At 72.9% G+C, this 21,992-nt stretch carries 25 protein-coding genes; 17 read left to right on the top strand and 8 right to left on the bottom strand.

The window, feature by feature from the left end; genetic code table 11:
- The first annotated feature begins 112 nt into the window (after positions 1–112).
- Positions 113–1,237, top strand: a complete 1,125-nt coding sequence (locus K8U61_RS16015; RefSeq protein WP_224124041.1) for an alpha/beta hydrolase family protein — start codon at positions 113–115, stop codon at positions 1,235–1,237.
- Between the two features lie 38 nt (positions 1,238–1,275).
- The gene (locus K8U61_RS16010) at positions 1,276–2,289 is read left to right on the top strand and encodes a phosphatase PAP2 family protein (RefSeq protein ID WP_224124040.1); all 1,014 of its coding nucleotides are present in this window, start codon (positions 1,276–1,278) and stop codon (positions 2,287–2,289) included.
- Here the strand turns inward: K8U61_RS16010 and mgrA are convergent.
- Entirely contained in the window at positions 2,258–3,316 is a 1,059-nt protein-coding gene (gene mgrA / locus K8U61_RS16005) for an L-glyceraldehyde 3-phosphate reductase (protein ID WP_224124039.1), read from the bottom strand. The two genes, K8U61_RS16010 and mgrA, sit on opposite strands and share 32 nt — an antisense overlap.
- Before the next feature lie 406 nt (positions 3,317–3,722).
- On the opposite strand from mgrA, the gene K8U61_RS16000 reads away from it, so the two are divergent.
- From K8U61_RS16000 to K8U61_RS15990, 3 genes are read left to right on the top strand one after another with little or no spacing between them, the layout of a single operon-like run.
- Complete coding sequence (locus K8U61_RS16000) at positions 3,723–4,448, top strand: DUF222 domain-containing protein (RefSeq protein ID WP_224124038.1); 726 nt, start codon at positions 3,723–3,725, stop codon at positions 4,446–4,448.
- Positions 4,424–4,924 (top strand): HNH endonuclease signature motif containing protein, encoded by a 501-nt coding sequence (locus tag K8U61_RS15995; protein WP_224124037.1) that lies wholly within the window; start codon positions 4,424–4,426, stop codon positions 4,922–4,924. The genes K8U61_RS16000 and K8U61_RS15995 overlap by 25 nt, the downstream gene beginning before the upstream one ends.
- Before the next feature lie 26 nt (positions 4,925–4,950).
- Positions 4,951–5,235, top strand: coding sequence for a hypothetical protein (locus tag K8U61_RS15990; protein WP_224124036.1), 285 nt, complete (start codon positions 4,951–4,953; stop codon positions 5,233–5,235).
- A 14-nt stretch (positions 5,236–5,249) separates the two neighbouring features.
- Here K8U61_RS15990 and K8U61_RS15985 read toward each other — a convergent pair whose 3' ends face one another.
- Positions 5,250–5,837, bottom strand: a complete 588-nt coding sequence (locus K8U61_RS15985; RefSeq protein ID WP_224124035.1) for a TetR/AcrR family transcriptional regulator — start codon at positions 5,835–5,837, stop codon at positions 5,250–5,252.
- A 58-nt stretch (positions 5,838–5,895) separates the two neighbouring features.
- Here K8U61_RS15985 and K8U61_RS15980 point away from each other — a divergent pair, with 58 nt between their 5' ends.
- Genes K8U61_RS15980 through K8U61_RS15950 form a run of 7 tightly spaced genes read left to right on the top strand, consistent with a single transcriptional unit; the run spans position 5,896 to position 13,119 of the window.
- Complete coding sequence (locus tag K8U61_RS15980) at positions 5,896–6,645, top strand: SDR family oxidoreductase (protein ID WP_224124034.1); 750 nt, start codon at positions 5,896–5,898, stop codon at positions 6,643–6,645.
- Positions 6,645–7,454 (top strand): SDR family oxidoreductase, encoded by an 810-nt coding sequence (locus tag K8U61_RS15975; RefSeq protein WP_224124033.1) that lies wholly within the window; start codon positions 6,645–6,647, stop codon positions 7,452–7,454. Before K8U61_RS15980 ends, K8U61_RS15975 begins: the two co-directional genes overlap by 1 nt.
- The gene (locus K8U61_RS15970) at positions 7,451–8,497 is read left to right on the top strand and encodes a phosphotransferase family protein (RefSeq protein WP_224124032.1); all 1,047 of its coding nucleotides are present in this window, start codon (positions 7,451–7,453) and stop codon (positions 8,495–8,497) included. The genes K8U61_RS15975 and K8U61_RS15970 overlap by 4 nt, the downstream gene beginning before the upstream one ends.
- Positions 8,498–8,505: 8 nt before the next feature.
- On the top strand, positions 8,506–9,735 hold the full coding sequence (locus K8U61_RS15965) for an acyl-CoA dehydrogenase family protein (protein WP_224124031.1): 1,230 nt from the start codon (positions 8,506–8,508) through the stop codon (positions 9,733–9,735).
- Positions 9,728–10,915 carry an acyl-CoA dehydrogenase family protein gene (locus tag K8U61_RS15960; protein ID WP_224124030.1) on the top strand — a complete coding sequence of 396 codons (1,188 nt, stop codon included), beginning with the start codon at positions 9,728–9,730 and terminating at the stop codon, positions 10,913–10,915. The genes K8U61_RS15965 and K8U61_RS15960 overlap by 8 nt, the downstream gene beginning before the upstream one ends.
- Entirely contained in the window at positions 10,912–11,964 is a 1,053-nt protein-coding gene (locus K8U61_RS15955; protein ID WP_224124029.1) for an acyl-CoA dehydrogenase family protein, read from the top strand. Before K8U61_RS15960 ends, K8U61_RS15955 begins: the two co-directional genes overlap by 4 nt.
- A gap of 3 nt (positions 11,965–11,967) precedes the next feature.
- On the top strand, positions 11,968–13,119 hold the full coding sequence (locus K8U61_RS15950) for an acyl-CoA dehydrogenase family protein (protein WP_224124028.1): 1,152 nt from the start codon (positions 11,968–11,970) through the stop codon (positions 13,117–13,119).
- Positions 13,120–13,138: 19 nt separating this feature from the next.
- Here the strand turns inward: K8U61_RS15950 and K8U61_RS15945 are convergent, their stop codons facing one another.
- Entirely contained in the window at positions 13,139–13,276 is a 138-nt protein-coding gene (locus tag K8U61_RS15945; RefSeq protein ID WP_224124027.1) for a hypothetical protein, read from the bottom strand.
- A 121-nt stretch (positions 13,277–13,397) separates the two neighbouring features.
- On the opposite strand from K8U61_RS15945, the gene K8U61_RS15940 reads away from it, so the two are divergent.
- Together K8U61_RS15940 and K8U61_RS15935 are read left to right on the top strand one after the other, a co-directional pair.
- On the top strand, positions 13,398–13,802 hold the full coding sequence (locus K8U61_RS15940; RefSeq protein ID WP_224124026.1) for a YciI family protein: 405 nt from the start codon (positions 13,398–13,400) through the stop codon (positions 13,800–13,802).
- A gap of 5 nt (positions 13,803–13,807) precedes the next feature.
- Entirely contained in the window at positions 13,808–14,941 is a 1,134-nt protein-coding gene (locus K8U61_RS15935; RefSeq protein ID WP_224124157.1) for an RNA polymerase sigma factor, read from the top strand.
- A gap of 6 nt (positions 14,942–14,947) precedes the next feature.
- On the opposite strand, the gene K8U61_RS15930 is transcribed toward K8U61_RS15935, so the two are convergent.
- Positions 14,948–15,829, bottom strand: a complete 882-nt coding sequence (locus K8U61_RS15930) for an NAD-dependent epimerase/dehydratase family protein (RefSeq protein WP_224124025.1) — start codon at positions 15,827–15,829, stop codon at positions 14,948–14,950.
- 83 nt (positions 15,830–15,912) lie between these two features.
- On the opposite strand from K8U61_RS15930, the gene K8U61_RS15925 reads away from it, so the two are divergent.
- Positions 15,913–16,491, top strand: coding sequence for a TetR/AcrR family transcriptional regulator (locus K8U61_RS15925; protein ID WP_224124024.1), 579 nt, complete (start codon positions 15,913–15,915; stop codon positions 16,489–16,491).
- A gap of 16 nt (positions 16,492–16,507) precedes the next feature.
- Here the strand turns inward: K8U61_RS15925 and K8U61_RS15920 are convergent, their stop codons facing one another.
- Positions 16,508–17,068, bottom strand: a complete 561-nt coding sequence (locus K8U61_RS15920) for a TOPRIM nucleotidyl transferase/hydrolase domain-containing protein (RefSeq protein ID WP_224124023.1) — start codon at positions 17,066–17,068, stop codon at positions 16,508–16,510.
- A gap of 71 nt (positions 17,069–17,139) precedes the next feature.
- On the opposite strand from K8U61_RS15920, the gene K8U61_RS15915 reads away from it, so the two are divergent.
- A complete protein-coding gene (locus K8U61_RS15915) occupies positions 17,140–17,820 on the top strand; it encodes a maleylpyruvate isomerase family mycothiol-dependent enzyme (protein ID WP_224124022.1) in 681 nt (226 codons plus the stop codon).
- Positions 17,821–17,961: 141 nt separating this feature from the next.
- Here K8U61_RS15915 and K8U61_RS15910 read toward each other — a convergent pair whose 3' ends face one another.
- Both K8U61_RS15910 and truA read right to left on the bottom strand, forming a co-directional pair.
- A complete protein-coding gene (locus tag K8U61_RS15910; RefSeq protein WP_224124021.1) occupies positions 17,962–18,564 on the bottom strand; it encodes a class I SAM-dependent methyltransferase in 603 nt (200 codons plus the stop codon).
- Complete coding sequence (gene truA / locus K8U61_RS15905) at positions 18,561–19,370, bottom strand: tRNA pseudouridine(38-40) synthase TruA (protein WP_224124020.1); 810 nt, start codon at positions 19,368–19,370, stop codon at positions 18,561–18,563. The genes K8U61_RS15910 and truA overlap by 4 nt, the downstream gene beginning before the upstream one ends.
- A gap of 39 nt (positions 19,371–19,409) precedes the next feature.
- On the opposite strand from truA, the gene K8U61_RS15900 reads away from it, so the two are divergent.
- Positions 19,410–21,089, top strand: a complete 1,680-nt coding sequence (locus K8U61_RS15900) for an NAD(P)/FAD-dependent oxidoreductase (protein ID WP_224124019.1) — start codon at positions 19,410–19,412, stop codon at positions 21,087–21,089.
- On the opposite strand, the gene K8U61_RS15895 is transcribed toward K8U61_RS15900, so the two are convergent.
- Positions 21,086–21,976 carry a PfkB family carbohydrate kinase gene (locus tag K8U61_RS15895; RefSeq protein WP_224124018.1) on the bottom strand — a complete coding sequence of 297 codons (891 nt, stop codon included), beginning with the start codon at positions 21,974–21,976 and terminating at the stop codon, positions 21,086–21,088. The two genes, K8U61_RS15900 and K8U61_RS15895, sit on opposite strands and share 4 nt — an antisense overlap.
- Positions 21,977–21,992 lie beyond the last annotated feature (16 nt).

The following is a 21,992-nucleotide window of genomic DNA, read 5'->3' as shown; positions in this document are numbered from 1 at the left end:
CCGCGGGTGCGGAGCCTTGCCTCCTTCCACCTGGAACGATTCGCCGCACTCCAGACCGATCGGGCACCCCGTTTTGCCCCCGCGACCCTGGACAGGCGTCTAGGTTGCGCCTGTGACCGCCATCACCCGGCTCTGCCGACGCGCCTGCGTCGCCGCCCTCGCCCTCTCGTCCCTCGCGCTCGTGGCGCCCGCCTCAGCCGCGCCCGTGCCGGCCGAGATCGGCCCGACGTCGTTCTCCGGACCCGGCCCGTACGCCGTGGGCGAGCGGACGCTGACGCTGGCCTCCGGCGTCGAGGTCGAGGTCTGGTACCCGGCCACGAAGAAGGCCGTGCAGGGCAAGCCCGAGGCGTCGTACGACGTGGTCGACTGGCTGCCGGACTTCCTCAAGTCACTGGTCCCCGAGGGCCAGTCGGTGACCTACCCGAGCGGCGGCGTCCGCGGGGTGCCGGTCCGCACGGGGAAGTACCCGCTGGTCGTCTTCAGCCACGGCTACGCCGGCTTCCGCGACCAGTCGAGCGCGCTCACCTCGGCGATCGCGTCCTGGGGCTTCGTGGTCGCCGCGCCCGACCACCCGAGCCGCGACCTGACCAAGGTGCTCCTCGGTCCGGCGGGCACCACGACCGACGTGCAGGACCTGCGGCAGACGATCACCCTGATCGGCAAGAAGACCGACGCGAAGAAGGGCTGGCTGCGCCACCGGGTCGACATGCGGCGGATCGGCGCCCTCGGGCACTCCGCCGGCGGCCGCGCGGTCGAGCAGCTCGCGGCCGTCGACAAGCGGGTCGACACCTTCATCGGCATGGCGCCCGCCTCGGCCGACACGCTCACCGGCGACACGGACAAGCCGCGCCTGATCATCACCGGCACGGCCGACGGGATCATCCCGGTCGACCAGGTCGAGTCGGCGTACGCCGCGATGGGCGGCGACAAGCGCATCGTGCTCGTCGACAACGCCGGCCACCTCGTCTTCAGCGACCTCTGCGAGATCGGCGAGTCCCAGGGCGGGCTGCTCGCGATCGGCGAGCTGCTCGGCATCACCATCCCCGACGCGCTCCGGCCGCTCGCCACCGACGGCTGCCAGGACACGGCGCTCGAGCCGACCCTGGCCTGGCCGGCGATCCAGCAGGTGGTGGTCGCGCAGCTGCGCCACCAGCTCGGGGTCGACCCCACCGACGCCGGGCTCGCCGGGCTGACCGAGGCCTACCCGGGGATCATCTCGGACAGCCGGGTGGGGTGAACCGCACCCGGCGCACAGGTGAACCCTAGACTTCGGGCATGACACGGGGTGCCGAGGAGGAGATCGAGACCTCGGCCACCGACACCGAGCACGTGCCGCGAGCGCTGCGCGATCGGCCCACGCCGTACCCCCGCACCCGCCGCACGGTCCGCGCGGTCGCGATGCTCGGGTACGCCGCCGCCCTCGTCGTCTGGTCCGACGTGCTCGGGATCCCCAACGACACGGTGCAGGTCTTCCTGTGGCTGTGGGTCGGCACCATCGCGTGGAACATCGAGGCGCGCCCGTCGTACCACCTGAACTTCCTCAAGGACTGGTGGCTGCCGGTCGTCGGCCTGGTCGTCTACTTCTACAGCCGCGGCCTCACCGACGAGCTCGGACTGCCGGTGCACGTGATGATGCCGATCCACGTCGACGAGTGGATCGGGCGCGGCGAGATCCCGACCGAGCGGCTCCAGCACGCGCTGTGCGGCGATCCGTGCCTGAAGACCACCGAGCCGCGGTGGTACGACTTCTTCTTCACCACCGTCTACGCCACGCACTTCCTGGCCGGCCTCACCATCGCCGCGGTGCTGTGGGTGCGCAGCCGGCCCGAGTGGGTGAAGTGGATGCGGCGCTACCTGGTGATCAACTTCGGCGCGCTCGCCGTCTACATCCTCTACCCGATGGCACCGCCGTGGATGGCCTCGGAGGAGGGCCGCCTCGACGGCATGGTCACCCGGATCACCGCCCGCGGCTGGTCCGACGTCGGCCTCGACCGGGTCGACCTGATCCTGCACGGCGTCGGCAACCCGGTCGCGGCGATGCCGTCGCTGCACGCCGGCATCACCTTCCTGATCGCCGGCTACGGCATCCAGCGGCTGAGCTCTCGGTGGCGCTGGCTGCTCGCGCTCTACCCCGCGGCGATGTGCACGGCGCTGGTCTACAACGGCGAGCACTACGTCATCGACGTGCTCGCCGGCGGGCTGCTCGCCACCCTCGTGCTGGTCGGCTGCCAGCTCTGGGAGAACAACCAGGACCGGACTACTCGGCGGTCGACTTCGCCCAGAGGTTGATGCCCGCCTCGACCGCGTCCTCGTCGATGGCGCGCAGCTCGTCGTCGGTGAGCGGCGGGAAGGTGAGCGCGTCGAGATTGGTGTCGAGCTGCTCGACCGAGCTCGCACCGATCAGCGCGGAGGTGACGCGCGGGTCGCGGACCGCCCACTGGAGCGCGAGCTGGGCCAGCTTCTGGCCGCGCTGCTGGGCGATCTCGTTGAGCGCCCGCACGTGCCGCAGCCGCGACTCCTCGAGGTGGTCCTCACCGAGGCTCGAGCCGTCCCGGGCGGCGCGGGAGTCCGACGGGACGCCGTCGAGGTAGCGGTCGGTCAGGAGCCCCTGGGCGAGCGGGCTGAAGACGATGCAGCCCATGCCCTGCTGCTCGAGCTCGTCGAGCAGGCTCCGCCCACCGTCCGGGTCCTCGATCCAGCGGTTGAGCATGGAGTAGGACGGCTGGTGGATGAGCAGCGGGGTGCCGAGCTCGCGGGCGATCGACGCGGCCTCCTGGGTCTTGGCGGCGGAGTAGGACGAGATGCCGGCGTACAGCGCCTTGCCCTGCCGGACCGCCTGGTCCAGCGCCATCATCGTCTCCTCGACCGGGGTGTCGGGGTCGAAGCGGTGGCTGTAGAAGATGTCGACGTACTCCAGGCCCATCCGGCCCAGCGACTGGTCGAGCGAGGAGAGGACGTACTTCCGCGAGCCGCCACCCTGGCCGTAGGGGCCGGGCCACATGTCGTAGCCGGCCTTGGTCGAGATGACCAGCTCGTCGCGCAGGTGCTTGAAGTCGTCGCGCAGGTAGCGGCCGAAGTTCTCCTCCGCGCGGCCGTACGGCGGGCCGTAGTTGTTGGCCAGGTCGAAGTGGGTCACGCCGCGGTCGAAGGCGCGCCGCAGGATCGCCCGCTGGGTCTCCTCCGGCCGGTCGGTGCCGAAGTTCTGCCACAGGCCGAGCGAGATCAGCGGGAGCTGGAGCCCGCTGCGGCCCGTGAACCGGTAGCTCATCCCGGTGGCAGTGGTGTCGTAACGATCGTCGGCAGGAGTCCAGCTCATACGCCCGATCCTGCCAGGTGCCTGCTGGTCGAGGTACGGAGGCGTTCGACGCCTGAGCGTCGACCCCGGCGAGGCGAGCGTCGCCGGTGGTTGAGGTGCGGGTGCACGAGATCCTGCCTAGGGCGATGAGCCGGCCATCGACTGTCGGTGTCCTCCCGCCGGTGCCAGTCTTCGCCTATCGGGACGACGCCGGGTAGGCGGTCGGCACACGGTGGTTGAGGTGCGAGGAGCGCCAGCGACGAGCCTCGAAACCACCACCGCGCGGAGCACCCGAAATTGGCCGCAAAGAATTCTCGAAAGTTGTCCACATCCCGGTCAAAACAACGGATCTGAGCCTCTCAGTGTCGGCGGCCAGTGCTTGAGTGGACGTATGGCAACGAACGCGACTCCCACCCACCGAGTGTCGGTGGCGATCGCGCACGCCAGTGCTGATCTGACCTCCGTCGCCGACGCCGCCGCATGGTCGATGACCGACACCGAAGCCGCCGAGGCACTCGTCGAGCTTCAGTCACTGAAGGCCCAGGTCGCCGAGCTCGAAGCCCGGGTCACGCGGCACGCCGACGACCAACACGTCGGGCAGGACCGCGGCGCGTCCTCGACCGCGGTGTGGCTGGCCAACCAGACCCGGACCACCCGCGCCGCAGCCCACGCGATCGTGAAGCTCGGCAAAGACCTGCACGCCCACCCGTTCACCCGAGCCGCCTTGGCTGCCGGGGTGATCGGTCGCGACCAGGCCCGCGTGATCCTCCGCTGGGTCGACACCCTCCCCGACGAGACCAGCACCGAGCAGAAGACCACGGCCGAGCAGCACCTCCTCGACCTCGCCGCCGACCACGACGCCACGGCCTTGGACCGGCTCGGGCGGCGGTTGTGGGAGGTCATCGACCCCGACGGCGCCGACGCCCGCGAGGCCGAGATCCTCGAACGCCAAGAACAAGCCGCGGTGCGGGCGACCTACCTGCGGATCTGGGACGACGGGCACGGGAAGACCCACTACCAAGGCGTGATGCCCACCCTCGAAGGGGCGGCGCTCAAGAAGATGGTCCTCGCGACCATGGCTGCCAAGCACCAGAACGCGGTGAAGGGCTCCGGGACCGGACCGAGGAGATGGGACAGGCGTTCAGCGAGCTGATCATGCGCTACCCGAAGGACAAGCTCCCCAAGACCGGCGGCCTCAACGCCACCCTCCTCGTCACCATCACCGAAGACTCCCTGATGGGGCGGCTCGAGCAGGCCGGGACCATCCTCGACACCAGCGACCGCATCTCGCCCGCCCTCGCCCGGCAGCTGGCCTGCGAGGCAGGGGTCCTGCCCGTCGTCCTCGGCGGCGAGTCCGAGGTCCTGGACCTGGGTCGTGAGCAGCGGCTGCACTCCCAGGCACAGCGGATCGCCATCGCCATCAAGCAGCAGGGTCAGTGCGCGGCCGAGGGCTGCGACCGGACGACCGGCCTCCACGCCCACCACGCCACCCCTTGGGCCAAGGGTGGCCGCACCGACCTGGCCAACGCCATCGGGCTCTGCCACTGGCACCACATGAAGGCCCACGACACCGGCTACGACATGACCCACCACCCCAACGGCGCCGTCACCTTCCACCGACGCCAGTAGCGGGCCTGTCGTCTATCGTGCGACACGTGATGGAGATCGTCGACGTCGCCAGCCAGGTCGTGGCGCCGGCCGTCAGCGCCGTGTTCAGGGCCGGCGAGGTCTCCGCGCTCGAGCTGAGCGTCACCGACGAGCTCGAAGGCTCGGTCGCGCTCTCCCTGACCGCTCGGGGTGAGACCTTCACCTACCTGGTTGTCCAGGGGAGCGTGGCAGGCATGAGCGTCGAGGAGTGGAGCGAGAACCTGCGCTCGCACCTGGTCGACTTCGTGGCCGAAAGCCGGTTCGGATGGGGAGAGAACCGGGACGACCGGTGACGTCCCGAGCCTGACTACGCCCCAACCATCCGCAGAGCGAGCAGCCGGTAGTGGGCGGCGACCTCGTCGGGGGTCCAGCGGCCGTCGTCGCGGTACCAGCGGGCGACGTCGATGCCGAGGGAGAGCAGGGCGAGCGAGGTCATGTGCGCGTCCGGAGTGGCGAACGCACCGGACGCGACGCCCCGGTCGACGACGTCGCGGACGACGAGGTCGATGTCGTGCCGGATCGCGAGGATGTCGGCGCGGTGCTCCTCGCTGAGGGCGGCGAGCTCGTAGTTGATCACCCGGGCGCCCGTGTGGGCGACGGCGTGGTCGCGGACGAAGTCCTCGACGAGGTCGCCGAGCTGGGTGACCGGGTCGTCCGACCGCGCGACCGACGCGCGGACCAGCTCGAGCACCCGGGCGTGGCCGGTGTGGGCGAGCCCGAAGAGCAGCTCCTCCTTGGAGCGGTGGTGCACGTAGAGCGCCGCGGGGCTCATCCCGGCCGCGGTCGAGATGTCCCGGGTGGTGGTGCCGTGGAAGCCCCGGGTCGCGAACGCGTCGATCGCCGCCCGGGCCAGCCTGGTCCGGGCGTCGGGCTCCTGAGGGGTGGACGCACTCATCGGGAGCATGGTAAGCAAGCGCTTAGTCAGTCAGCAAGCAGCAACGCAGGAGGCACGCGTGAAGGGACTCGCCGGCAAGGTCGCGCTCGTGACCGGAGCCAGCCGCGGGATCGGCCTGGGCATCGCTCAGCGCCTCGTCGACGAGGGGGCCAAGGTCTGCGTGACCGCGCGCAAGCCCGAGGCACTCGAGGAGGCGGTCGCCGCCCTCGGCGGGCCCGAGCACGCGATCGCCGTGGCCGGCAAGGCCGACGACCCCGAGCACCGCGCCGACGCCGTACGACGGACCGTCGAGGCGTTCGGCAGCCTCGACCTCCTGGTCAACAACGCCGGCATCAACCCGGTCGCCGGCCCGCTGATCGCCACCGACCTCGGCGCCGCCCGCAAGACCGTCGAGGTCAACGCGCTCGGCCCGCTCGCCTGGCTGCAGGCCGCCCACGCGGCCTGGATGGGCGAGCACGGTGGGGCCGTCGTCAACATCTCCTCGCTCTCCGGCGTGCGGTCGGCGCCCGGCATCGCGATGTACGGCGCGTCCAAGGCGATGCTGATCAGCCTCACGGAGTCGCTGGCCGCCGAGCTCGGCCCGACCATCCGGGTCAACGCGGTCGCCCCGGCCGTGGTCAAGACCGACTTCGCCTCGCTGCTCTTCGAGGGCCGCGAGGAGGAGGTCGCCGCGGCGTACCCGCTCAAGCGGCTCGGCGTCCCCGCCGACGTCGCCGGCGCGGTCGCCTACCTGCTCTCCGACGACGCCTCGTGGGTGACCGGACAGACGCTGGTCATCGACGGCGGCGTGGACCTGGCGAGCCACTGATGGGCGCGCCCCAGGACAAGCTCAGCGGCAAGGGCGTCGTCGTCACCGGCGCCGGCCGCGGCATCGGCCGCGCCCTCGCCCTGAAGGCCGCCGCGGAGGGGGCGCGCGTGGTCGTCAACGACCTCGACGCCGACAACGCGGCAGCTGTCGCGGCCGAGATCGGCGGTACGGCGCACCCGGGCGACGCGGCCTCCGCCGACGGGGTCGTGGCACTCGTCGACGCGGCCACGGAGACACTCGGCCGGATCGACGTCTTCTTCGCCAACGCGGGCATCGACGGCGCGGGCGGCGTCGACAGCCTGCAGACCCCCGACGACGTCTGGGACCGCATCGTCGACGTGAACGTGATGGCCCACGTCCGCGCGGCGCGGACCATCGTGCCGCGCTGGCTCGAGGACGGGCAGGGCGGCCGGTTCGTCGTCACCGCGTCGGCGGCCGGCCTGCTGACGATGATCGGCAGCGCGCCCTACTCCGTCACCAAGCACGCCGCCGTCGGCTTCGCCGAGTGGCTGTCGGTGACGTACGGCGCCCGCGGCATCGACGTCCACGCGATCTGCCCGCAGGGCGTGCGCACGAAGATGCTCGAGGACGCAGGACCCCTGCAGGAGCTGCTCTCCCGCGACTCCGCGCTCGAGCCCGAGGAGGTCGCCGACGCCGCGGTCGCGGCGATCGAGGAGGGCCGCTTCCTGGTCCTCCCCCACCCCGAGGTGGCCGGTTACTACGCCGCGCGCGCGGCCGACACCGACCGGTGGCTCGGCGGCATGCGCCGGCTGCAGCAGAAGGTCGACGAGGCAGGAGGCCTGGCATGACCGAGCAGTCCGAGACCCCGGGGCTCGACCTCGCCGTCTTCCGGCGCTGGTACGACGCCGAGCGACCCGGCGAGATCGGCGGCGAGCTGCGCGCGTCGGTGATCGCCGGCGGCCGCTCCAACCTGACCTACGAGGTGACCGACGGGGAGCGCTGGTGGATCGTCCGGCGTCCGCCGCTCGGCCACGTGCAGGCGACCGCGCACGACATGGGCCGCGAGTACACCGCGATGAGCGCCCTGGTCCCGACCGATGTGCCCGTGCCGACGACGTACGCGCACTGCGACGACCCCGACGTGCTGGGCGCGCCCTTCTACGTGATGGAGCGGGTCGAGGGCACGGCCTACCGCCGCGCGAAGCAGCTCGCGGCGCTCGGCCCCGAGCGCACCGCCGCCATCGGCGGCCGGCTGGTCGACGTGCTCGCGACCCTCCACCAGGTCGACCCGGCGGCGGTCGGCCTCGGTGAGCTCGGGCGGGCCGAGGGCTTCCTCGAGCGCCAGGTGCGGCGCTGGGGCCAGCAGCTGGAGGGATCGAAGACCCGCGAGAACCCCGACGCCGACGAGCTGCACCGACGGCTCACCGCCCGCGTGCCCGCCGGCGACGACGCCGACGCACGTCGGTACGACGGGATCGTCCACGGCGACTACCGGCTCGACAACGTGCTCACCGGCGCCGACGACCAGATCAAGGCCGTCGTCGACTGGGAGATGGCGACCCTCGGTGACACCCGCACCGACGTCGCGCTGATGCTCGTCTACGACACCCTCGCCTCGCTGCCCTCGGCCGGCCTGGTCTCCGACGTCAGCACCGCCCCCGGCTACCCCGGCACCGACGAGCTCCTGAGCCGGTACGCCGCGGCGGTCGGCCGCGACCTCGGCGACATGGGCTTCCACCTCGGGCTGGCCTACTTCAAGCTCGCGGTGATCCTCGAGGGCATCAACTTCCGCTTCCAGCAGGGCAAGACCGTCGGGGAGGGCTTCGACCAGATCGGCGCCGGCTTCGACCCCCTCATCGCCGCCGGGCTCGACGCCCTCGGAAAGGACTGAGACACACCATGCACTTCGCACACGACGACAAGACCTCCGGGCTGATCGAGCAGCTCGAGACCTTCATGGCCGAGCGGATCCTGCCGTCCGAGGCCACCTTCCACGACCAGCTCGGCGAGCTCGACGATCGCTGGGCGTGGTCGGCGACACCGGTCCTCAAGGAGCTCCAGGCCGAGGCCCGGGACCAGGGCCTCTGGAACCTCTTCCTCCCCCAGGAGCACGCCGACTCCCCCGGCCTCACCAACCTCCAGTACGCCCCGCTCGCCGAGATCACCGGCCGCAGCGGCCACCTCGCGCCGGCCGCGCTCAACTGTGCGGCGCCCGACACCGGCAACATGGAGGTGCTCTCGCTCTTCGGTACTCCGGAGCAGCAGGAGCGCTGGCTGCAGCCGTTGCTGCGCGCGGAGATCCGCTCGGCGTTCGCGATGACCGAGCCGGACGTCGCCTCCTCCGACGCGACGAACATCGCCACCCGGATCGAGCGCGACGGCGACTCCTACGTGCTCAACGGCCGCAAGTGGTGGATCACCGGCGCGATGAACCCGCACGCGGAGATCCTCATCGTGATGGGCAAGACCGACCCGTCGGCGTCGCGGCACCGCCAGCAGTCGATGATCCTGGTCCCGCGCGACACCCCCGGCCTGGAGATCGTCCGGGGCATGGAGGTCTTCGGGTACGACGACCACGAGCACGGCGGCCACGCCGAGCTGCGCTTCACCGACGTCCGCGTACCCGCCACCAACCTGATCGGCGAGGAGGGCCACGGCTTCGCGATCGCCCAGGCCCGTCTGGGCCCGGGGCGCATCCACCACTGCATGCGCGCGATCGGCGTGGCCGAGCTGGCCATCGAGCTGATGTGCAAGCGCGCGTCCGAGCGGGTCGCCTTCGGCCGCCCGATCGCCAACCAGGGCGTGGTCCGTGACTGGATCGCCGAGTCCCGCGTGCGCATCGAGCAGCTGCGGCTGCTGGTGCTCAAGACCGCCTGGCTGATGGACACCGTCGGCAACCGCGGCGCCCACACGGAGATCCAGGCGATCAAGATCGCGACCCCGCAGACCGTGCAGTGGATCCTCGACAAGGCGATCCAGACCCACGGCGCGGGCGGGCTCTCGCAGGACTTCCCGCTCGCCAACCTGTACGCCGCGATCCGCACGCTCCGCTTCGCCGACGGGCCGGACGAGGTGCACAAGAACTCCCTGGCCAAGAACGAGATCGCGAGGCACACCACCGATGCCTGACCTGGACGAGAAGGCGCTGGCGCGGCGGGTCGAGGAGCTGCTCGCGGCGTACCCGCCCGAGACCACGGACCGGCTCGACTTCCTGCACGCGCGCTTCGACGCCGGCCTGGCGTGGGTGCACTTCCCCGAGGGCCTGGGCGGTCTCGGGCTGCCGCGCTCGATGCAGCCGGTCGTCGAGAAGGCGCTCTACCGCGCCGGTGCGCCGGACAACGACCCGCGCCGCAACGGCATCGGCCTCGGCATGGCCGCGCCCACGATCCTCGCCTTCGGCACCGACGAGCAGAAGCAGCGCTACCTGCGGCCGCTCTGGTGCGGCGAGGAGGTCTGGTGCCAGCTCTTCTCCGAGCCGGGCGCCGGCTCCGACCTCGCAGGCCTCGCCACCCGCGCGGTGCTCGACGGCGACACCTGGATCGTCAACGGCCAGAAGGTGTGGACCTCCTCGGCCCACATCGCCGACCGCGCCATCCTGGTCGCCCGCACCGACCCCGATCAGCCGAAGCACGCCGGCCTCTCCTACTTCGTGGTCGACATGCACGACCCCGGCGTCGACGTCCGGCCGCTGCGCCAGATCACCGGCGAGGCGGAGTTCAACGAGGTCTTCCTGACCGACGTCCGGATCCCCGACGCCGACCGTCTCGGCGAGGTCGGCGAGGGCTGGAAGGTCGCCAACGCGACGCTCTCCAGCGAGCGGGTCGCGATCGGTGGCGGCGCCTTCCCACGCGAGTTCGGGATGATCGGCAAGGTCGCCGAGACCTGGCGCTCGCGACCCGGGCTCCGCACCCCGGAGACCCACGAGCGACTGCTGCGCGGCTGGGTCGACACCGAGGTCGCCCGGATCACCGCCAACCGGCTGCGGCAGAAGCTCGCCGCCGGCGTACCCGGCCCCGAGGGCTCGGCGATGAAGCTCTCCTTCGCCCGGATCAACCAGGAGCTCTCGAGCCTCGAGCTCGACGTGCTCGCCGACGACGGGCTGCGCTACGAGAGCTGGGAGATGCGCCGCCCGACCCACGTCGACTTCACCGGCCGGGACGCGGGCTACCGCTACCTGCGCGCCAAGGGCAACTCGATCGAGGGCGGCACCTCGGAGATCCTCCGCAACGTCGTCGCCGAGCGGATCCTCGGCCTGCCCACCGAGCACCGCGTCGACAAGGACGTGGCCTGGAAGGACCTGCCTCGATGACCGCCACCGCTCCTGCCGACGTCCGGCTGCTCGCCGACGACGTCGAGACCGACCTGCGCGCCTCGGTGCGCAAGGCGATCGACAAGCACGCCCCCGCCGAGCGGGTCAACGGCCTCTACGACGGCACCGACGACGTCACCGCGCCCCTCTGGTCGGCCTTCGTCGAGCTCGGCCTGCCCGGCCTGCTCGTGCCCGAGGACCTGGGCGGCGCCGGGGCGACAGCGGTCGAGGCCGCCGCGGTGCTCGAGGAGCTCGGCCGGGCGGCCGCGCCCTCGTCCTACCTCACTTCGTCGGTCGTGGCGACGACCGTGCTGGTCGCCCTCGGCGACGAGACCGTGCTGCCCGGCCTCGCCGCCGGCGAGCTGACCGCCGCGGTCGCCGTACGCCCGACCGCGCTCCGGCACGGCCCGGCGGCGACGACGATCGTGGGCGCACCCGCCGACGTGCTGCTGGTGCCCGAGGGCGACGCCCTCTACGCCGTCCGCGGCGCGACCGCGACGGTCGTCCCGTCGCTCGACATGACCCGCCCGCTCGCCGACGTCGACCTCGACGGCGCCGAGCGGGTGCTGCTCTCCTCCGACGCCTCGGCCGCCATCGACCGCGGGCTGATGGTCGGCGCCGGGCTGCTCGCCGCCGAGCAGGTCGGCGTCGCGCGCTGGGCGCTCGAGGCGACGGTGGCCTACCTCAAGGAGCGGCGGCAGTTCGGCCGGGTCGTCGGCGGCTACCAGGCGCTCAAGCACCGGCTCGCCGACCTCTACGCCCAGGTCGAGCAGGCCGACGCGGCCGCCCGCTACGCCGCCGCCACGATCGCCGCCGACGACCCCGACGCCCCGCTCGCGGTGGCGGTCGCGGCGTCCTTCTGCGGGGAGACCGCGGTGCACGCGACCGAGGAGGCCGTGCAGCTGCACGGTGGCCTCGGCATGACCTGGGAGCACCCGGCGCACCTGCACCTCAAGAGGGCCAAGTCCGACGAGCTGCTGCTCGGGTCGCCCGAGGCGCACCGCGCCGTACTCGCCGCACTCGTGGACCTGCCGGGTCCTAGGGTCTGAGCCATGGACCTGACCCTCAACGACGAGCAGCAGGCGTTCCGCGACCTGGCCCGCGACTTCCTGGACCGCGAGGCGGTGCCGCACCGCACCCAGTGGGACCGCGACGAGCAGGTCGACCTCGAGATCGTGCCGAAGATGGCCGAGATCGGCTTCTTCGGCCTCACCATCCCCGAGGAGTACGGCGGGCTGGGCGGCGACTACCTGACCTACGTGCTCGGGATGGAGGAGCTCGGCCGCGCCGACTCCGCGCTGCGCGGGATCGTGTCGGTCTCCAACGGCCTCTTCGGCAAGTCGGTGCTGGGCTTCGGCACCGAGGAGCAGAAGCAGGAGTGGCTCCCGCAGATCGCCAGCGGGTCGGTGCTCGGGTGCTTCGGGTTGACGGAGCCCGACACCGGCTCCGACGCGGGCAACCTGACCTCGCGAGCGCGCCGCGACGGCGACGACTACGTCCTCAACGGCCAGAAGCTCTTCATCACCAACGGCACCTGGGCCAAGGTCGCGCTCGTCTTCGCCCGGACCAGCGACGACGGCCCGCGCGGCGTCACGGCGTTCCTGGTCCCCACCGACACCCCCGGCTTCGAGGCCCGCGAGGTGAAGGGCAAGCTCGGCCTGCGGGGCCAGGCGACCGCGGAGCTCTTCCTCTCGGACGTCCGGGTGCCCGCCTCGGCGCGCCTCGGCGACGAGGGCCAGGGCTTCAAGATCGCGATGACCACGCTCGACAAGGGCCGCGTCTCGGTCGCCGCCGGCTGCGTCGGCATCGTCCAGGGCTGCCTGGAGGAGTCGGTCTCCTACGCGACGTCGCGCCGGCAGTTCGGCAAGCCGCTCGCGGGCTTCCAGCTCGTCCAGGAGCTGATCTCCGACATGTCCGTCGACGCCGACGCGGCCCGCCTCCTGGTCTGGCGCTGTGCCGACCTGATCGACCGCGGCGAGCCCTTCGGCACCGCCGCCTCCAAGGCCAAGCTGTTCGCGTCCGAGGCCGCCGTCCGGGCCGCCAACAACGCCATCCAGGTCTACGGCGGCGCCGGCTACGTTGACGAGTACCCCGCCCAGAAGTACCTCCGCGACGCGCGCGTGATGACCCTCTACGAAGGCACCAGCCAGATCCAGAAGCTGCTCATCGGCCGGGCCGAGACCGGCGTCAACGCCTTCGTGTGACCGCGGCGGCCCGGGTCGCTCAGTTGTAGCGGAGGACGAACTCCGTGTCGGTGTCGCGGCCACCCTCGGGATCCAGCGGGGGCTCGGGGTCGACGCTCACGACGGTGTCCTCGAGCCGCACCGGCTCGGGCAGCTGCCGGAACCTCGGATCGGTCATGGCGACCACCTCCTCGAGAAAATGCTGGATCGCCCGCGCCCGGATGTCGAGGACCGTCGGACGACTCCGTCCCAGGGATGTGCCACCACAATGGCGGCACGGAACCCGAGGAGAGATCACGATGGCGAAGTACCTGCTGCTCAAGCACTACCGCGGCGCGAAGCCGATCGACTGCGCCCCGATGGACCAGTGGACCCCGCAGGAGGTGTCGGACCACATCGCCTTCATGGGCAAGGTCGCCGACGACCTCCGGGAGCGCGGTGAGTTCGTCGACGCGCAGGGGCTGTCCCCCGAGGGGACGTTCGTGCGGTTCGACGGCGAGGGCCGGCCGCCGGTGACCGACGGACCGTTCGCGGAGACCAAGGACCTGATCGCCGGCTGGATGGTCATCGACGTCGACTCGGTCGAGCGCGCCCACGAGGCCGCGGCGTACCTCTCCTCAGCCCCCGGCCCGGGCGGCGTGCCGATCCGCGAGTGGATCGAGGTGCGGCCCTTCATGGAGGAGCCCCCGACGATCACCGAGTGACGGTGATGGAGCAGCTCGTCCGGGACCTGACGCCCCAGGTCCTCGGCATCCTCGTCCGCCGCGGGGCCGACTTCGCGGCGGCCGAGGACGCCGTGCAGGAGGCGCTCGTCGAGGCGGTACGCCGCTGGCCGGACGCGGCCCCGGACGACCCCAAGGCGTGGCTGGTGACGGTCGCCTGGCGCAAGGTCGTCGACGCCGGCCGCTCCGCGAGCGCGCGGCGGGCACGGGAGGAACGGGTGCACGACGAGCCCGCGCCGGGACCGTCCGAGGACCAGGACGACACGCTCCTGCTCCTCTTCCTCTGCTGCCACCCCGCGCTGACGCCCGCGTCTGCCGTGGCGCTGACGCTGCGCGCCGTCGGCGGCCTCACCACCCGGCAGATCGCCGAGGCCTACCTGGTCCCCGAGGCCACGATGGCGCAGCGGATCAGCCGTGCGAAGCGTACGGTCGCGGAGCAGGGTGTCGGCGCCCCGGGCGACCTGTACCGGGTGCTGACCGTGCTCTACCTGGTCTTCAACGAGGGCTACTCCGGCGACGTGGACCTGGCCGCCGAGGCGATCCGGCTGACCCGGATGCTCGACCGGGCAAGCGACGAGCCGGAGGTCGCCGGACTGCTCGCGCTGATGCTGCTCCACCACGCCCGTCGCGCCGCACGTTGGTCGGCGTCCGGCGAGCTGGTGCCGCTCGCCGAGCAGGACCGCACCCGCTGGGACACCGACGCCGTCGCCGAGGGCGTCGAGATCCTCCAGGCCGCGCTGCGCCGCGACCGGCTCGGTGAGTACCAGGCCCAGGCCGCGATCGCCGCCCTCCACTGCGACGCACAGACGGCCGAGGAGACCGACTGGCCGCAGATCCTCGAGTGGTACGACGAGCTCGTCGCCCGCACCGACTCCCCCGTCGTCGCGCTCAACCGGGTGGTCGCGCTCGGCGAGGTCGACGGCCCGTACGTCGCCCTCCGTGCCCTCGACGCCGTCCCGCCGGAGGTCCCACGGCGTACCGCCGTCGAGGCGTGGCTCCACGAGCGCGCCGGCGAGGCCGGCCGCGCGGCCGAGCTCTACGCGGACGCGGCCGCCGTCGCGACCAGTGCCGCCGAGCGGGACCACCTCACGAGGCAGGCGGCCCGGCTGCGGCACTCGTGACGGGTTTCAGGACTCGATCAGCTCCAGGTCCTCGAGCAGGGACGGGTGGATCGGCGTCCAGCCCAGGGCTGCTTGCGTGTGGGCGCCCGACGCCGGCTGGTCGGCCGCGAAGATCGGGCCGAGCGGCCCGTAGGTCTCCGGCGGCACGGACTCGACCGGCAGGCCGAGCCGGCGGCCGATGACGGCGGCGATGTCCCGCACCGCGTCGCCCTCGTCGGCGACCGCGTGCCAGGCGCTGCCGGCGGCCGCGCCCTCGAGCGCGAGCCGGAAGAGGACGGCCGCGTCCAGCGCGTGCACGGCCGGCCAGCGCTGGGTGCCGTCGCCGGCGTACCCGGAGACGCCCGACTGGCGCGCGATGGTCGTCAGGAGACCGGCGAAGCCGCCGGCGCCGTCCCGGTGGACCGTGCGGGGCAGCCGAATCGCGGAGCTGCGGACCCCGCGCTGAGCGAGGCCGAGTGCCGCCATGACCGAGCGGCCGCGGCCGCCGACCGGTCCGTCCAGCGGCAGCGGGTCCTCCTCGGTCGCGACCCGGCCCGCGATCCACGGCGTGCCCGAGACCGTGACGAGCGGGCGGTCGCTGCCGACCAGCTCCTCGCCCAGCGCGGCCAGCGCGGCGGACTCCTCGGCGACGGCCGCCGCCAGCGCCTCGGGCGAGCTGAAGTCGTTGGCGAAGGCCAGGTGGATGACGCCGCCGGCCCGCGACGCCGCCGCGCGCAGCGCGGCCAGGTCGGCGAGGTCGCCGGGGACCGGCTCGGCGCCGGCCGCGCGGATCGCGGCGGCGGACGACTCCGAGCGGGCGAGCACCGAGACGGTGTGGTCGTGGGCGAGCAGCTCGGCGACGACGGCGGTGCCGATCAGACCGGTGCCGCCGGTGACGAAGACGTGCATGGGTTCTCCTGGAAGTGATGGGACCTTTGTCTCATCACCGTACACCCGTGACGGGACACGTGTCCCATCACTAGGATGGAGCCATGGCTCGATGGGAACCCGGCGCGCGCGAGCGCCTCGTCCTCGCCGCGGTCGACCTCTTCACCGAGCAGGGGTACGACGCCACCACGGTCGCCCAGATCGCCGAGCGCGCCGGGGTCACCAAGAGCACCTTCTTCCGGCACTTCTCCGACAAGCGCGAGCTGCTGGTCGCCGGCCAGGAGACGCTGAGCCGGCTGCTGGCCGACGGCATCGCCGCGGCGCCCGACGACGCGACGCCCCTCCAGGCGGTCGCCGCCGGGCTCGCCCGGGCCTCGGAGGAGATGGGCCCGATGAACCGCGAGCTCGGACCGCGGATGAAGGCAGCGGTCGCGGCCAACGCCGAGCTCCAGGAGCGTGACGCGCTCAAGCAGGTCGGGCTCGCGGTCGCGATGACCGAGGCCCTCGCGGCGCGCGGCGTCCCCGAGGCGACCGCGCACCTGGCGGCCGAGCTGGGGGTACTGGCCTTCAAGCGCGGTTACTCCGCGTGGTCCGAGGCCGACAGCGAGACCGCGGGCGACCTCGCGCCGTACGCCCTCGCGGCGCTCGACGACCTGCGGGCGGCGAGCGCGTCGCTCGGCTGACGCGCCCGGACCCGCCTCAGACCCGCGCGAGCACCGAGAGCAGCGGCAGCGGGACGTCGGCGACCGGCAGGGCGTCGACGAGGAGCTCGGCGTACCGCGCCTTGCGGCCCGACTGCGACCCGACGAAGCGCCGCAACACCTCCTCACGGGTCCAGTCCCGCTGGGCCGGCATGCCCGCCAGCAGCCGACGCGACCGGCCCTCGCCGGCCGCCTCGATGACCTCCTCGACGGCGTCCGTCCCCAGGGCGCGCATCAGCTCGTCCTCGAGGTCCGCGGAGCAGCCGAAGAACCCGAGCGCCGTCAGCCCGTCCGGCTCCAGGGCCACGTCCAGCCCGGCGGCGGCCAGGCCGCGCCGTACGTAGCCCTCCTGCGGGGCGTCGTAGAGACCCCGCATCGGCAGGTCGAGGCCCGGCGGGCCGTAGCGGGCGGCGAAGGCGCGGATGTTGGTCACGCCGTCCATCGGCACGATCTCGGCGCCCTCCGCAGCCAGGTCGCGGCCGAGCCGGCGGGCCAGCGTCTGCACGGCGACACGGTCGCTGTGGCCCTCGACCAGCACGACGACCCGGAGCGCGACCACGCCACCATTGACCGGTCTCACGCTGCTCCGGTCAACCGACTTCCGCGGCTCGGATCCGGGAGAATCGGCCCGTGACCCACGACTGGACCGCCCTGCTCGCCACGGCCACCGACCGCTTCGCGCGCCTCACCGCCGAGGCCGATCCCACGGCGCCGGTGGCGTCCTGCCCGGGCTGGACCGTCGCCGACCTCGTCGACCACGTCGGCGGCGTGCACCAGTGGGCGCGGCACGCGATCGTCGCGGGCACCCCGGACGGGCAGGCGGAGTCCCCGTCCCTCGGCGCCGACGCGGCCGCCCTCGCGAGCTGGTACGCCGGCCACGCGGGCGCCCTGCGCGATGCCCTCGCGGGCGACCCGACCGCGTCCGCCTGGACGTTCGGTACCGAGCAGACCGCTGGCTGGTGGCTGCGCCGCCAGGTCCACGAGACGACCATGCACACCCGCGACCTGCTCGACGCCGCCGGCCGCGTCGACGAGTGGATCCTCGACCCCGGCCTCGCCTGGGACGGTGTCCGCGAGGTCGCGACGGAGTTCTACCCGCGCCAGGTCCGCCTCGGCCGCACCGAGCCGCTCCCCGGCACCCTTCGCCTGGTCGCGACGGACCTGGCGATCGACCCGGTCGTCCTCGGCGACGCCACCCCGGAGGTCGAGCTCGCGGCCCCGGCGGCCGAGGTGCTGCTCATGGTCTGGAAGCGCCGTACGGCGGAGGACCCCGCGGCCGCCGCGCTCCTGGCCCTCCCGGTCACGCCCTGAACAGGACACCGCCCTAGGGCCTGACGCCACTTCTCAGGGGACTCCGTCACTTCTCAGGCGTTGCGACCCCTGAGAAGTGCGGCATTCACCGGTGAACCGGTGAATGCCGCATTCCCACCAGTCCCATCAACCCCAGAAACCTCAGTCCTCCCGCCGCACCTCCAGCACCCGGAAGCCCTTCGCACTCGCGAGCCGGGACGTCGGCCACCCCTGCTCGCCGAGCCAGCGCTGGAGCGAGTCGGCGCCGAGGTTCTTGCCGACCACCATCACCGCGCGGCCGCCGGGTGCCAGGCGCGGCAGCCAGGTGAGCAGCAGCTCGTGGAGGGCGGCCTTGCCGATCCGGATCGGCGGGTTGGACCAGATCTCGTCGTACACGTCACCGGTCGGCACCTGCTCGGGCCGGCACGCGACGAAGCGGCCCTCGACGCCCATCGCGCGGGCGTTCTCGTTGGCGAGCGCGATCGCGCGGTCGTTGACGTCGACCGCGGTGACCGTGGCGAGCGGCACCGCGGCGGTGATCGCCAGGCCGATGACGCCGTAGCCGCACCCGAGGTCGAGGAAGCGGCCCTGCACCGGCGGCTCGGTCTCGCGGAAGAGCAGCGCGGTCGCGTGGTCGAGGTGGCCGCGACTGAAGACGCCCGACCCGCTGACGAGCGTGAGCGACCGGTCCCAGACCTCGCAGGTGAAGGTCTCGCGCTCGAAGGGCACCGCCGGGTCGGCGCTGAAGTAGTGCTCGTCGCTCACGTGCTCACCTCGTCGGCGCTGCGGCGCGCCATCGTCTGCGTCAGCCGCGCCTCGAGCTCGTCGTCGGGCGGGTAGGCGACCTCCTCGAGGGTCAGCCCGTGCGCATGGACGACCGGTACGGCCGGGTCGCGTACGGCGGCCCGCAGGATCTCGTCGGCCCAGTCGGCCGGCCGCCGTCCCTCGCCGATCGTGACCAGGCAGCCGACCAGCGCCCGCACCATGCTGTGGCAGAACGCGTCGGCGACGACCGTCCCCACCAGCACGCCGCGGTCGTCGCGAGCCCAGGACAGCTGCTCCAGGGTGCGGATCGTCGTCGCCCCCTCGCGCTGCTTGCAGAACGCCGCGAAGTCGTGGCGCCCGACCAGCAGCAGCGCCGCAGCGTTCATGGCCCGCTCGTCGAGCGGTCGCGGCCGCGTCAGCACGTGGGAGCGGACGAGGGGGTCGACCGCCGCGGGAGTGTCGGCGATCCGGTAGGCGTAGCGGCGCCACAGCGCGCCGAAGCGCGCGTCGAAGTGCGGGGGCGCCTCCACCCCGCGGCGTACCCGCACGTCGGGCGCGAGGACGCCGTTCAGCCGGCGGACGAGCTGGTCGACCGGACCCGGGTCCGCCACGTCCATGTGCACGACCTGGCCGCGGGCGTGCACGCCCGCGTCGGTGCGCCCGGCGCACACGACGCCGACCGACGGCACCCGCAGCACGGTCGCCAGCGCGGAGGTCAGCTCGCCCTGCACCGTCCGCAGCCCGGGCTGCCCGGCCCAGCCGTGGAAGTCGGTGCCGTCGTAGGACAGGTCGAGCCGGATGCGCACGACAGGCAATGCTATTGCCACCCTTCCTAGGCTGGTCATGTGAGCGCCTCCCCCGCCATCGTCCTCATCGCCCCGGACCACCCCGACGAGATGCGTGCCGGCTTCGCCCGCTACGTCGAGGAGTACGACGTCCGGCTCGCCCGCAGCTGCCACGAGGCGCTGCAGGTCACCCACGACATCGTCGCCGAGGGCGGCACCGTCGCGATGTTCTCCGCCGAGTCGGTGCTGCCCGACGCCGACGTCCTGCACTGCTTCCACAAGCTCCGGGAGAAGGTCCCGACCGCGCGCCGCCTCATCGCCGCCCACTGGGACCGCTTCCTCACCGACGCGCCCGCGCTGCGGGCCGGCATGGCCAAGGGCAAGTACGACGCCTTCCTGCTGATGCCGCGCGGCACCCGCGACGAGGAGTTCCACAACGCCATCACCGACCTGCTCTCCGACTGGGGCTCGACGGTGGCCGACCCGGAGGTGGTCGCGGTCAAGATCGTGACGCCGGTGCGCGACGGCCTGACCCTCCAGATCCGCGACTTCCTCGACCGGATGGGCATGCCGAGCCGGGTCTACGAGCCCGACTCGGACGGCGGCCGCTACGTCCTCGACCTGTGGGACGGCGAGCCGGTCTACCCCCTCGTGTGCCGCGGCCACGGCGACGTCATGCACGCCACCAGCGTCCGCGACGTCGCCCTCGCGATCTACGGCGCGCCCACCGAGATCGACCTCGAGCACGTCGTGGACGTCGCCGTGGTCGGCGGCGGTCCCGCCGGCCTCGCGGCCGCCGTGTACGCGGCGTCGGAGGGCCTCGCGACGGTCATCCTCGAGGCCGAGGCGATCGGCGGCCAGGCCGGCACCAGCTCGATGATCCGCAACTACCTCGGCTTCCCGCGCGGCATCTCCGGCATGCGCCTCGCCCAGCGCGCCCGCAACCAGGCGCTGCGCTTCGGGGCGCAGTTCTACACCGGTCAGGTCGTCGACGAGCTGCGCCCCGGGTTCGACGGCGACCCGCACGTGCTGTGCACCGACAGCGGCGAGGTGCGGGCGCGGTCGGTCGTGATCTCCAGCGGCATCGCCTACCGCAAGCTGCGGGTCGATCCGATCGAGGAGCTGGTCGGCAACGGCGTCTACTACGGCGCCGCCATGACCGCCGCCCGCGAGATGGAGGGCCAGGACGTCTACGTCGTCGGTGGCGGCAACTCCGCCGGCCAGGCGGCCGTGCACCTGGCGCGGTTCGCCCGATCGGTCACCATCCTGGTCCGCCGGCCCGACCTGGCCGAGACGATGTCGTCGTACCTGATCGGCGAGATCGAGTACAACTCGCGCATCCACGTCCGCACCTGCTGCCGGGTCGTCGACGGCGGCGGCGACGGTCGGCTGGAGTGGCTGACGCTCGAGGACGTCGACGACGGCACCCAGGACCGGGTCGACGCCTACGGCCTCTTCCTGCTGCTGGGCGCCGAGCCGCACTGCGACTGGATCCCGCGGGAGATCGCTCGGGACGAGCGCGGCTACGTGCTCACCGGCCGTGACGTGCCCAAGCACCTCTGGGCCGACGGGCTGCCGCCGGAGAACCTCGCGACGACGGTGCCCGGCATCTTCGCGGCCGGCGACGTGCGCGCCGGGTCGATGAAGCGGGTCGCGTCGGCCAGCGGCGAGGGCGCCTCGGTGGTGCCGCTGGTGCACGACTTCCTCGCGCCGGCACCCGACCCGGCGCCCGTCGGCTAGGAGAGCTCCGAGCGGTACGGCGGGTCCGCGCCCGGCCGCGACACGGTGACCGCCGCGGCCCGGGCGGCATGGGTGAGGACCTGCGCGATGTCGTCCGCGCCCAGGGCGGCGATCGGTCCGCGGTCCCAGAGCGCGTCGACGACGGCCGCACCGAAGGTGTCGCCGGCGCCGATGGTGTCGGCGACCGTGACCGGTCGCGACGCGACCTCGACCGGCGCGCCCGCCCCGAACCACGTCGCGCCCGCGCCGCCACGGGTGACCACGACGGCGGCCGGCCCCAGGGTGCGTAGGTGCGCGGCCGCGGCGGCCAGGTCGAGGTGCGGGTAGAGCGCCTCGAGGTCCTCGTCGGAGGCCTTGACCAGGTCGGCCACCGCGGCCGCCCGCTCGACGAGGGCCACCACCTCCGGGCCGGTGCCGGTGATCGCCGGGCGGGCGTTGACGTCGTAGGTGACCGTCGCGCTCCCCCGCAGCCCGGCCACCAGCTCGAGCACCTGGTCGGCGCCGGGCTCCAGCACCGCACCGAGCGAGCAGAGGTGCACGAACGCGGGCTCGCCGACCTCCACCCCACCTAGGCGCCACTCCAGGTCGAACACGTACGACGCGCCTCCGTCCGCACCGAGCGTCGCGGCCGCCGTCGCGGTGCGGGTCAGCACGTGCGGGTCGCCGGCCAGCGTGACGCCGGCGCGAGCGAGGTGGGCGGCGAGGACGGCTCCGCGCTCGTCGTCCGCCCACGCCGTCGCGAAGCGCACCGGCCGGCCCAGCCGGCTCAGCGCCACGGCGACGTTCGCGGCGCTCCCGCCGGGATGCTCGACGGTCGTGCCGTCGGCGGCGTGGACGATGTCGACGAGCGCCTCGCCCACCACGAGCACGTCAGGATCCATGGGCATGTCTCTACCATGCGGA

This window comes from Nocardioides mangrovi (assembly GCF_020073815.1).
GTDB classification, from domain to species: Bacteria; Actinomycetota; Actinomycetes; order Propionibacteriales; family Nocardioidaceae; genus Nocardioides; species Nocardioides mangrovi.
The sequence above is the reverse complement of the archived record's forward strand: the minus strand, read 5'-3'. Positions and strand labels throughout refer to the sequence as shown.